This is a genomic window from Streptomyces sp. JNUCC 64, from assembly GCF_054484115.1.
The window spans coordinates 4145635-4157575 of the sequence record NZ_CM137015.1; the positions used below are offsets into that span (position 1 = coordinate 4145635).

Consider the following 11941-nt stretch of genomic DNA (forward strand, 5'->3'; position numbering starts at 1 on the left):
AATCAAGCTCCTTGAGCATGGGACGGGGGCTCGGCGGCCGGGCTCACGGGGACGGAACCGTCTCCGGAGGGCGCGCCGAGGGCGGCGTTCCCGCCCTTGCGTCCGCGCCAGGCGTCGCGCAGCGTTTCGTGCCACCGCGGACGCTTGCGCGGCGGAACGTGGTCGACTCCGCCGAGCGACCACGGATTGCACCGCAGGATCCGCCAGGCGGTCAGTGCCGTGCCCTTGATCGCTCCGTGCCGGTCTATGGCCTGGTAGCCGTAGTGGGAACACGACGGGTAGTACTTGCAGACCGGCCCCAGCAGCGGGCTGATGGTCCACTGGTACAGCTTGATCAGAGCCAGCAGCGGGTACTTCATCGCGTGCCCCCTCCCAGCAGCCGCTGGAGGGCGGCGTCGAGGTCTCGGGCCAGATGGGCGTGGTCGGCGTCGCCCGATCCGGGCAGCGCCCGCACGACGACCAGGCTACCGGGGGGCAGCCTGTCGATCCGTTCGCGCATCAGGTGGCGCAGCCGGCGTTTCACGGTGTTGCGGACGACCGCGTTGCCGACGGCCTTGCTGACGACGAAACCCGCACGCGACGGGGGAACGCTCTCCCCAGGCGCGTGCGGGTCGGTGGCATCGCTGCGTAGATGGACGACGAGGAGCGGGCGTCCGGCCCGGCGTCCTCGGCGTACCGCGGTCGCGAAGTCCTCGCGCCGCCTCAGCCGATGCTCGGTAGGCAGCACGACGTCATGACCTGACTACGATCAGGCGGACAGGCGGGCGCGACCCTTGGTGCGGCGGGACGCGAGAATCGCGCGGCCGGCACGGGTGCGCATCCGCAGCCGGAAGCCGTGGGTCTTGGCGCGACGACGGTTGTTCGGCTGGAAAGTGCGCTTGCTCACTCGGGGGCTCCAGAAAAATCGGTGGTTGTCGGGGCCGTTGCCGCCTGGCTGTCACCGTGCGCCCACGAGAAGCTCGTATTACGCCCGAGTGCACCGCTTTCACGATCACTAGAGGTGATCTGTGCCCATCGGAGGCAGGCGGCAGCAGCCATCGACAACTCGACCTGGTTACGGTACGCGCGGCCGGGTCGTCCGGTCAAACCAGAGGCTCGTGCGCAGGTCCGGGGCCCTGTGGCGGCCGCCCCGAGCCGCCCGGCGGCGGGCCGCCCACCACCACGGACGACGTCCGGGTGGCCACGGCGGGGAGGCATCCGGGAGACACTATGCACAGCCTGTGGACAACAACTTGAACCGCACCGGTCGCCCTGACTACCGTGGCTTGACTCCGATTCGTCTCCTCCGCGTTCCGCGGACCCCCTCCCCCCGCACCGAACCCGACCGTTCCCCGCCCGGCACCCCGGGTTCTTCCTTCTGACTGACCCCGTCCCGCGCACCGGACCGTCCGGGACCTGCTGAGAGAGCGTGCCCCGTGGCTGACGTACCTGCCGATCTTGCCGCAGTGTGGCCACGCGTACTGGAACAGCTCCTCGGGGAGGGTCGCGGGCAGGGGGTCGAGGCGAAGGACGAACACTGGATCAAGCGGTGCCAGCCCCTGGCGCTGGTGCTCGACACCGCCCTGCTGGCGGTGCCCAACGAGTTCGCCAAGGGCGTCCTGGAGGGGCGGCTCGCGCCCGTCGTCAGCGAGACCCTGAGCCGGGAGTGCGGGCGTCCCATCCGCATCGCGATCACCGTCGACGAGACCGCCGGCGCCGAGCCGGGCTCAGCGCCCACGGCCGCCCCCGTGCCGCCGCAGCGGTACGAGGAGCCCGGCCAGACGCCTCCCGGGTCCGCCAGGGACCCGTACGACGGCTACGGCCGCCACCCCTCCGACGAGCGCCCGGGCCCCCGCCCGGACCAGCCGGCGGGCCCCCACGGGGACCAGCAGCCGGGCGGCCGCGCCGACCAGCTGCCGACCGCGCGCCCCGCCTACCCGGACTACCAGCGCCCCGAGCCGGGCGCCTGGCCGCGTCCGCAGGAGGACTACGGCTGGCAGCAGCAGCGGCTCGGCTTCCCGGAGCGCGACCCGTACGCCTCCCCGGGCCAGCAGCGGCACGACTACCGCGGCCAGGCGCCGGAACGGTCCGCGTACGCCCCGGACCACGCGCCGTACGAGTCCGAGCGCGCCCCCTACGGCCCGGACCGCCCGCAGTACGACGGCGAGCGCCCCGGCTACGAGGGGGAGCGCCCGCCGTACGAGCCGCGGCACGTGGCGTACGAGGGCGCCGACCGGCGGTCCGGCCACCCCGACCGGGGTGAGCGCGGCGAGCCGTCCGAGGCCCCGCGCGGGCCCGGCGGTCCGCGCGGGCCGCACGGCGGCGCGGGCCCCCTCGACGGCGGTGCCGACGGCCCGGTCGGCGCGGGTCCCGGGCCCCGGGGCACGCACGGCGCGCGGACCGGCGGTCCGGCCGTCCACGGGGCGTCCGGCGGGGTGCCCGGCTCCGGCTCCGCCGGGCAGCACGGGGCCGGGGGCCCCGGCGAGCCCACCGCTCGGCTGAACCCCAAGTACCTGTTCGACACGTTCGTCATCGGCGCGTCCAACCGGTTCGCCCACGCCGCCGCCGTCGCGGTCGCGGAGGCCCCGGCGAAGGCGTACAACCCGCTCTTCATCTACGGGGAGTCGGGCCTCGGGAAGACCCATCTGCTGCACGCGATCGGGCACTACGCGCGCAGCCTGTACCCGGGCACCCGGGTGCGGTACGTCAGTTCCGAGGAGTTCACCAACGAGTTCATCAACTCCATCCGCGACGGCAAGGGCGACAGCTTCCGCAAGCGCTACCGCGAGATGGACATCCTGTTGGTCGACGACATCCAGTTCCTCGCGGACAAGGAGTCGACGCAGGAGGAGTTCTTCCACACCTTCAACACGCTCCACAACGCCAACAAGCAGATCGTCCTGTCCTCGGACCGGCCGCCGAAACAGCTGGTGACCCTGGAGGACCGGTTGCGCAACCGGTTCGAGTGGGGGCTCATCACGGACGTGCAGCCGCCCGAACTGGAGACGCGCATCGCGATTCTCCGCAAGAAGGCCGTACAGGAGCAGCTCAACGCACCGCCGGAGGTGCTGGAGTTCATCGCTTCGCGCATCTCCCGCAACATCCGGGAGCTGGAGGGCGCCCTCATCCGGGTGACCGCCTTCGCGTCGCTGAACCGGCAGCCCGTGGACCTGGGGCTCACCGAGATCGTGCTGAAGGACCTGATCCCGGGGGGCGAGGACTCGGCGCCCGAGATCACCGCCACGGCGATCATGGCGGCGACCGCCGACTACTTCGGGCTGACCGTGGACGACCTGTGCGGCTCGTCCCGCAGCCGGGTGCTGGTGACGGCGCGGCAGATCGCGATGTACCTGTGCCGGGAGCTGACGGACCTCTCGCTCCCGAAGATCGGGGCGCAGTTCGGCGGACGCGACCACACGACCGTCATGCACGCGGACCGCAAGATCCGGGCGTTGATGGCCGAACGACGGTCGATCTACAACCAGGTCACCGAACTCACCAACCGCATCAAGAACGGCTAGCGGGCCCCTTCCCGGCCCCGCGGGCGACGAGGCCCCGTCCGGTCTCCCTCCCGGCCCGCGCCGGACCTCCCCGGCGGGCGGTCCGGGGCCGTCCGAACCGTCCTGGGCGCCCCCGAGGCGCTTCAGCCGCCCTGACCGTCCCGGTCGCCCTGGCAGTGACAGCCCGGGGCACTCTGACGACCCGGTAGCCCGGCAGCCCCGGTCGCCCCTCCCGTTCCGCGTTCCCCGCAAGCCGCTCCGGCCCCAGCACCGGCCCCGGGAACTCCCCTGGAACGGGGCGGGGAAGACCGGGGCCTCTTCGTTCCCACGGGTTCCCCGTGGCCCCGTCGCCCCGTCACCTCCCCTTCACAGAGCCGTTTGGGCGGCTCCCACCGCCTCGGGAGCCGGTGTCCGGTGCCCGTGCCGGACCCCGTGCCGTCGCCGGCCCACCGTCGTTGTTCGAATAGGCCCGGGGGTTACGGGTGTTCTCCACAGATCCGGGGACTTTCTCGTTTCCACACCCTGGGGACCGCCGAGTTGTCCATACGGTGTCCACAGGCAGGTGCCCCGTACGGTCAACGGACCAGCTCAAGTGGTTGGGGAAACGTGGAAAACCTCTCTCCACAGGGTGTGGACAAGTGATCCGTCCACAGGGGGCCGCCGGGGTTGTCCACCGCCCGCCCACAGGTCGGAGGGGGTTGTCCCCAGCGTGACGGAGGTTCTCCACAGTTCTGTCCACTGTTCGGCAACCCAACGCGCCTGATCACCGGGGCGAGTGAAAGGCGTCACATCGAGGTGCCGGATTGGGCTGTGGGGAACCTGGGTAAAACTGGGGACGGCGCTGGGGAGAACTCGCCCCCTCCTGTGCATCAGGTGTGCACAACTTTCGGCTGTCCACAGCGAGGCGGGGTTATCCACCTCCCCCACCCACAGGGCCAGTGGATAAAAAACAGCCGTTGAGCTGCGAAAACGAGGTTATCCACGGTATCCACAGGGCCTACTACTACTACCGACTAGAGTTACCTGGGAATCCGCCTCGAAGCCTGGGTTGTGGACAACTCGGCCCCGTCGGCCCACGAGCCCGTTCGCGCGACTTGACCGCGAGCGGCACCTACTGTCAGTGCCGTGCGTCAGACTGGTCCCGGAGTCCTCCCCAACCTGGGGACGGCGACAGACGGCGGACGCGGCGCCATCGCCCACGGAGCGCGGTGACGCCCCCCAGACAGGGCGCGAGCGGTAGCAACAGCAGGAGGCGGGCTTAGGTGAAGATCCGGGTGGAACGCGACGTACTCGCGGAGGCAGTGGCCTGGGCGGCACGCAGCCTCCCGGCCCGTCCCCCGGCGCCGGTCCTCGCCGGCCTTCTGCTGAAGGCCGAGGACGGCGCCCTGAGCCTGTCCAGCTTCGACTACGAGGTCTCCGCGCGCGTCTCGGTGGACGCCGAGATCGAGGAGGACGGCACCGTCCTCGTCTCCGGCCGGCTGCTCGCCGACATCTGCCGCGCGCTGCCCAACCGCCCCGTGGAGATCTCCACCGACGGCGTCCGGGCCACCGTGCTCTGCGGCTCCTCCCGCTTCACCCTCCACACCCTCCCGGTGGAGGAGTACCCCGCGCTGCCGAAGATGCCGTCCGCCACGGGTACCGTCCCCGGCGAGGTCTTCGCCGCGGCCGCCGCCCAGGTCGCCATCGCCGCGGGCCGCGACGACACCCTCCCGGTGCTGACCGGTGTGCGCATCGAGATCGAGGGCGACACGGTCACTCTGGCCTCCACCGACCGCTACCGCTTCGCGGTCCGCGAGTTCCTGTGGAAGCCCGAGGTCGCCGACTCCTCCGCGGTCGCCCTGGTGCCCGCCAAGACGCTGCTGGACACCGCCAAGGCGCTCACCAGCGGCGACAGCGTCACCATCGCGCTGTCCGGCTCGGGCTCCGGCGAGGGCCTGATCGGCTTCGAGGGCGCGGGCCGCCGCACCACCACCCGGCTCCTCGAAGGCGACCTGCCGAAGTACCGCACGCTGTTCCCGACGGAGTTCAACTCGGTCGCCGTGATCGAGACCGCCCCCTTCGTGGAGGCCGTCAAGCGCGTGGCCCTGGTCGCCGAACGGAACACCCCGGTGCGGCTCAGCTTCGAGCAGGGCGTGCTGATCCTGGAGGCCGGTTCCAGCGACGACGCACAGGCTGTGGAGAGGGTCGACGCGGTGCTGGAGGGCGACGACATCTCGATCGCCTTCAACCCGACGTTCCTGCTCGACGGGCTCAGCGCCATCGACTCCCCGGTCGCCCAGCTGTCGTTCACCACGTCCACCAAGCCGGCGCTGCTCAGCGGCCGCCCCGCCGTGGACGCCGAGGCCGACGACGCCTACAAGTACCTGATCATGCCGGTGCGCCTCTCCGGCTGACCGCCCGCCGTCCGGCCCTCATCGTTCCGCCCCCGTGGCGCGGTGGGCCGTCGGTTCCGGGACGCGATCCCGGTGGCCGCCGGCCCCGCGCCCGCCAGCCGGGGTAGATCCGCAGGTGGGAGTACGTATGAGCGGCCGGACCCACAGCTGTGCGCACCAGCGCGGGCGTAGGCTGCGGACGCGGACGCACCAGCTGTCCGTACGCCACATCGCGACTTTAAGGAACCTCTGATGGAGCTCGGTCTCGTCGGTCTCGGCAAAATGGGCGGCAACATGCGCGAGCGCATCCGCCGCGCCGGTCACACCGTCATCGGATACGACCGGAACCCGGACCTCGCCGACGTCCACAGCCTTGAGGAACTGGTGGGCAAGCTCAAGGGCCCGCGCGTGGTGTGGGTGATGGTCCCGGCGGGCGCCGCCACCCAGGCCACGATCGACGAGCTGGCCGCGCTCCTGGAGCCCGGCGACGTGGTCGTCGACGGCGGGAACTCCCGCTGGACCGATGACGAGCGGCACGCGGTGGAGCTGGGGCTCAAGGGCATCGGCTTCGTCGACTGCGGTGTCTCCGGTGGCGTCTGGGGCCTGGAGAACGGCTACGCGCTGATGTACGGCGGCGACGAGGAGAACGTCGCCAAGGTCCAGCCGATCTTCGACGCCCTCAAGCCCGAGGGCGAGTTCGGCTCGGTGCACGCGGGCAAGGTCGGTGCCGGGCACTTCGCGAAGATGGTCCACAACGGCATCGAGTACGCCATGATGCAGGCGTACGCCGAGGGCTGGGAGCTGCTGGAGGCCGTGCAGTCGGTGACCGACGTGCGCGAGGTCTTCCGCTCCTGGCAGGAGGGGACCGTCATCCGCTCCTGGCTGCTCGACCTCGCGGTGAACGCGCTGGACGAGGACGAGCACCTCGACGGGCTCAAGGGCTACGCCCAGGACTCCGGCGAGGGCCGCTGGACGGTGGAGGCCGCGATCGACAACGCGGTGCCGCTGCCCGCGATCACGGCGTCGCTGTTCGCCCGCTTCGCCTCGCGCCAGGAGGACTCCCCGCAGATGAAGATGATCGCCGCCCTGCGCAACCAGTTCGGCGGCCACGCCGTGGAGAAGGCCTGACCCGATCCGGCGCCCCGGTCCGGTCCACCACCGGACCGGGCCCGGAGCACCGTCCGCGTCCCGGTAACCGGTGACCGCCCGCCACGGGCCGCCACCAGTCCCCGGGAACGCCGCGCGCCCACGGGCGCGCACCCGCACCAACCGCACCACGCACCGAGGGAGGTCGGCCACGACCATGCACGTCACGCATCTGTCGCTGGCCGACTTCCGCTCGTATGCCACGGCCGAGGTGCCGCTGGAGCCCGGCGTCACCGCCTTCGTCGGCCCCAACGGACAGGGCAAGACCAATCTGGTGGAGGCCGTCGGCTACCTCGCCACGCTCGGCAGCCACCGCGTCTCCTCGGACGCCCCGCTGGTCCGCGCGGGCGCCGAACGGGCCGTGGTGCGGGCCGCCGTCCGCCAGGGCGAGCGTCAGCAGCTCGTCGAGCTGGAGATCAACCCGGGCCGCGCGAACCGCGCCAGGATCAACCGGTCCTCGCAGGTCAGACCGCGTGACGTGCTCGGCATCCTCCGTACCGTGCTGTTCGCGCCGGAGGACCTCGCCCTGGTCAAGGGCGACCCCGGCGAGCGCCGCCGCTTCCTGGACGAACTCGTCACCGCCCGTTCCCCGCGCATGGCCGGGGTCCGCTCCGACTACGACCGGGTCCTCAAGCAGCGCACCACCCTGCTGAAGTCGGCGGCGCTGGCCCGGCGGCACGGCGGTCGTGGCATGGACCTGTCCACCCTGGACGTCTGGGACCAGCACCTCGCCCGCGCCGGAGCCGAGCTGCTCGCCCAGCGGATCGACCTGATCACCGTCCTCCAGCCGCTCGCCGACAAGGCGTACGAGCGGTTCGCGCCCGGCGGCGGGCCGCTGACCCTGGAGTACAAGCCCTCCGCCCCCGGCGACGGCGTCACCCGCGAGGAACTGTACGAACAGCTCCTCGACGCGCTCGCCGGAGTGCGGACGCAGGAGATCGAACGCGGGATCACCCTCGCCGGACCGCACCGCGACGACCTGGTGCTGAGGCTGGGCAGCCTGCCCGCGAAGGGGTACGCCAGCCACGGCGAGTCCTGGTCGTACGCGCTGGCGCTGCGCCTCGCCTCGTACGACCTGCTGCGCTCCGAGGGCAACGAGCCGGTACTGGTCCTCGACGACGTCTTCGCGGAACTCGACGCCCGCCGCCGGGAACGGCTCGCGGAACTGGTGGTCCAGGGCGAGCAGGTCCTGGTGACGGCGGCGGTCGACGACGACGTGCCGGACGTCCTGACGGGCGCGCGGTACGCGGTGGCCGGGAGCGCGGTGGAGCGGCTGTGAACGGAATCGGCGGCGGGGGCGGGTTCGGCGGCCCCCAGGGCCCCCGGGGCTCTCAAGGCCCCCAGGGGTCCCACGGCCCGCTCGGAGGCGGCGGAGCCCCCGGGGGCGGCAGGGCCGGCGGCCCGGTCGGCCCCACGGGGCCCATCGGCGGCCGGGGCGGCCCAGGCGGCTCCACGGGCCCGGTCGGCGGCCGTGGCGCCCCCGGCGGCACCAGTGGCCCCCTGAGCCCCGTGGACCCCGCGTCCGCCGCCCCCAGCGGGGTGGACCTCGCCCGGGTGGCGCTGCGCGCCGCGAAGGAACAGGCCCGTGCGCGGGGCGACGCGGCGGCGCAGAAGCGGCAGGCCCGGCGCGGTGGTCTGCGCTCCGGCGCGCGCGCCGACGGGCGCGACCCCATGGCGCTCGGCGCGGCCATCAACCGGCTGATCACCGAGCGCGGCTGGGAGACCCCGGCGGCGGTCGGCGGGGTCATGGGCCGCTGGCCGCAGATCGTCGGCGACGACCTGGCCAAGCACTGCGTGCCGCAGCGGTACGACGAGGACGCGCGGGTGCTGACCGTGCAGTGCGACTCGACGGCCTGGGCGACCCAGCTGCGGCTGCTCGCTCCGCAGCTCGTCGCCCGGCTCAACGCGGACCTGGGCCACGGCACCGTACGGCTGATCAAGGTCCTGGGCCCCGGCGGCCCCGCCCGCCGCTTCGGTCCGCTGCGCGCGCCGGGCGGTTCGGGCCCCGGCGACACCTACGGCTGACGTACGGCCCGGCTCTTCCCGCCCTCCCGGGCATGCGCCACCCCTTCCTTCCGCCGCCCTCGGCCGCCCGGCCCTCCCAGGTGTTCCTCCCGCCCTCCCCCCCTTCCCGCGTTTCCCGCCGCCTTCCCGCAGTCCTTCCCGTCGTCTCGGCGCTCTTTCCGGTACCCCGGTCGTTGTGTGCGTCACCCTGGCGGTCCGTCCCGGGGCGGTCTTCCGTGCCGCCGTCACCGCGTCCCGGCCCCTCGCTCCGGCCCCGTCCCGGAGCCGTCGCCGCCCGCCCGGTGCCGCCCCGCGCGCGTTCGCGGCGCCCCGGCCGTCCCCGTCGCCCTTCCGAGGCCCCTGCCCCGCCGTCGCCGTCCGGGCCCGTTCCGGCCCGATCCGTCGCCATCTCCGCAGGTGGGAGCGGTGTGACGGAGGAGCCGTACGAGGTGTCCGGGCGGGTGGCGCGCTCCGGTGCGGCGCCCCCGGGAACCCCGCCTTCCGGACGGTCCGCGCACGGTCGCTCGGGGTTGACGCCCCGAAGCGCTGAGTGCCGCCCTGGACCACTTGAGCCCCTGGGGCGCATATGGGGAGTCAGAAGAGACCGGTTCAGGGCGGCACATGCGGACTCAGGTACCGGCAAAGCCCCATCACTGTCAGCGCTACCGGTAGACTGGAGGACAATCCCGCCCCACTCGTGGGACACACACCGAGCAACGCTGATACAGGCTCACCAACGCAACACGCCGCAGCCGCTCCGGCCACTGCCGGGTGCCTGGCTCGCGCTGTGCCAGAAAGGGCGCTTCGTGGCCGATTCCGGCAACCCCAACGAGACCATCCCGTCCACCGGCTCCGGCGACACCGCCGGAGCCGTTCAGGCCGACCAGGCCGCACCCGAAGCGCCCGGGGACCCCGGGACGGCCGCTTCCGCGTCCTACGACGCGAGCGCGATCACCGTCCTCGAAGGTCTGGACGCCGTCCGCAAGCGCCCCGGCATGTACATCGGCTCGACCGGTGAGCGCGGTCTGCACCACCTGGTGTACGAGGTCGTGGACAACTCCGTGGACGAGGCCCTGGCCGGTCACGCGGACACCATCGACGTCACGATCCTGCCCGACGGCGGGGTCCGGGTGGTCGACAACGGCCGTGGCATCCCGGTCGGCATCGTCCCCTCCGAGAACAAGCCGGCCCTGGAGGTCGTGCTGACCGTCCTGCACGCGGGCGGCAAGTTCGGAGGCGGCGGCTACGCGGTCTCCGGCGGTCTCCACGGGGTGGGCGTCTCGGTGGTGAACGCGCTGTCCACCAAGGTCGCCGTCGAGGTGAAGACGGACGGCCACCACTGGACGCAGGACTACAAGCTGGGCGTTCCGACCGCTCCGCTGGCGCAGGGCGAGGCCACCGAGGAGACGGGCACCTCGGTCACCTTCTGGGCCGACCCGGACATCTTCGAGACCACCGAGTACTCCTTCGAGACGCTGTCGCGGCGCTTCCAGGAGATGGCGTTCCTCAACAAGGGCTTGACGATCAAGCTCACCGACGAGCGCGACTCCGCCAAGGCGACCAGCGGCGCCGACACGGACCAGCCCAGTGACGACACCGAGGCGCACGCCCGCACGGTGACGTACCACTACGAGGGCGGCATCGTCGACTTCGTGAAGTACCTCAACTCCCGCAAGGGCGAGGTGATCCACCAGACCGTCATCGACATCGAGGCCGAGGACAAGGACAGGATGCTGTCCCTCGAGGTCGCGATGCAGTGGAACAGCGGTTACAGCGAGGGCGTGTACTCCTTCGCCAACACCATCCACACCCATGAGGGCGGCACCCACGAGGAGGGCTTCCGCGCCGCGCTGACCGCGCTCATCAACCGGTACGCGCGCGACAAGAAGCTGCTGCGCGAGAAGGACGACAACCTCACGGGCGACGACATCCGCGAGGGTCTGACGGCGATCATCTCGGTCAAGCTCGGCGAGCCCCAGTTCGAGGGCCAGACCAAGACCAAGCTGGGCAACACCGAGGCCAAGACGTTCGTCCAGAAGGTCGTCAACAACCACCTCGCGGACTGGCTGGACCGCAACCCCAACGAGGCCGCGGACATCATCCGCAAGTCGATCCAGGCGGCCACCGCGCGCGTGGCGGCCCGCAAGGCGCGCGACCTGACCCGGCGCAAGGGCCTGCTGGAGACGGCGTCGCTGCCCGGCAAGCTCTCCGACTGTCAGTCGAACGACCCCACCAAGTGCGAGATCTTCATCGTCGAGGGCGACTCCGCCGGTGGCTCCGCGAAGTCCGGCCGCGACCCGATGTACCAGGCCATCCTGCCGATCCGCGGCAAGATCCTGAACGTCGAGAAGGCCCGGATCGACAAGATCCTGCACAACCAGGAGATCCAGGCGCTCATCTCGGCCTTCGGCACCGGGGTCCACGAGGACTTCGACATCGAGAAGCTGCGCTATCACAAGATCATCCTGATGGCGGACGCCGACGTCGACGGTCAGCACATCAACACCCTGCTGCTCACCTTCCTCTTCCGCTTCATGCGTCCGCTGGTCGAGGCCGGGCACGTCTTCCTCTCCCGCCCCCCGCTCTACAAGATCAAGTGGGGCCGGGACGACTTCGAGTACGCCTACTCCGACCGTGAGCGGGACGCCCTGATCGAGCTGGGCCGTCAGAACGGCAAGCGGATCCGGGAGGACTCGATCCAGCGCTTCAAGGGCCTCGGCGAGATGAACGCCGAGGAGCTGCGCGTCACCACCATGGACGTCGAGCACCGCGTCCTCGGCCAGGTCACCCTGGACGACGCCGCCCAGGCCGACGACCTGTTCTCCGTCCTCATGGGCGAGGACGTCGAGGCCCGCCGCCAGTTCATCCAGCGCAACGCCAAGGACGTCCGTTTCCTCGACATCTGAGTCGGTCTCCGTCTGACCGCGCAGAAAGGACCCG

The 11941-nt window shown here is 71.7% G+C and carries 9 protein-coding genes; 6 read left to right on the plus strand and 3 right to left on the minus strand.

Features of this window, described 5'->3' with window-relative positions:
* Positions 1-2: 2 nt before the first annotated feature.
* From yidD to rpmH, 3 genes are read right to left on the minus strand one after another with little or no spacing between them, the layout of a single operon-like run.
* Entirely contained in the window at positions 3-359 is a 357-nt protein-coding gene (gene yidD / locus ACVWNX_RS17070) for a membrane protein insertion efficiency factor YidD (protein ID WP_454407937.1), read from the minus strand.
* Complete coding sequence (rnpA, locus tag ACVWNX_RS17075; protein ID WP_454407938.1) at positions 356-727, minus strand: ribonuclease P protein component; 372 nt, start codon at positions 725-727, stop codon at positions 356-358. Before rnpA ends, yidD begins: the two co-directional genes overlap by 4 nt.
* Before the next feature lie 21 nt (positions 728-748).
* Positions 749-886 carry a 50S ribosomal protein L34 gene (gene rpmH / locus ACVWNX_RS17080; protein WP_008746848.1) on the minus strand — a complete coding sequence of 46 codons (138 nt, stop codon included), beginning with the start codon at positions 884-886 and terminating at the stop codon, positions 749-751.
* A gap of 529 nt (positions 887-1415) precedes the next feature.
* Between rpmH and dnaA the strand changes: the two genes are divergently transcribed.
* The 6 genes from dnaA to gyrB all read left to right on the plus strand — a co-directional run bounded on the left by dnaA (position 1416) and on the right by gyrB (position 11907).
* Positions 1416-3500 (plus strand): chromosomal replication initiator protein DnaA, encoded by a 2085-nt coding sequence (dnaA, locus tag ACVWNX_RS17085; RefSeq protein WP_454407940.1) that lies wholly within the window; start codon positions 1416-1418, stop codon positions 3498-3500.
* 1241 nt (positions 3501-4741) lie between these two features.
* Positions 4742-5872: a DNA polymerase III subunit beta gene (dnaN, locus tag ACVWNX_RS17090; protein WP_454407942.1), complete on the plus strand. Its 1131-nt coding sequence runs from the start codon at positions 4742-4744 to the stop codon at positions 5870-5872.
* Between the two features lie 231 nt (positions 5873-6103).
* Positions 6104-6979, plus strand: a complete 876-nt coding sequence (gene gnd / locus ACVWNX_RS17095; RefSeq protein WP_454407944.1) for a phosphogluconate dehydrogenase (NAD(+)-dependent, decarboxylating) — start codon at positions 6104-6106, stop codon at positions 6977-6979.
* Positions 6980-7154: 175 nt separating this feature from the next.
* A complete protein-coding gene (recF, locus tag ACVWNX_RS17100; RefSeq protein WP_454407945.1) occupies positions 7155-8276 on the plus strand; it encodes a DNA replication/repair protein RecF in 1122 nt (373 codons plus the stop codon).
* 221 nt (positions 8277-8497) lie between these two features.
* Positions 8498-9022, plus strand: a complete 525-nt coding sequence (locus ACVWNX_RS17105; protein WP_454414805.1) for a DciA family protein — start codon at positions 8498-8500, stop codon at positions 9020-9022.
* 764 nt (positions 9023-9786) lie between these two features.
* Entirely contained in the window at positions 9787-11907 is a 2121-nt protein-coding gene (gene gyrB / locus ACVWNX_RS17110; protein WP_454414806.1) for a DNA topoisomerase (ATP-hydrolyzing) subunit B, read from the plus strand.
* Positions 11908-11941: the final 34 nt, after the last annotated feature.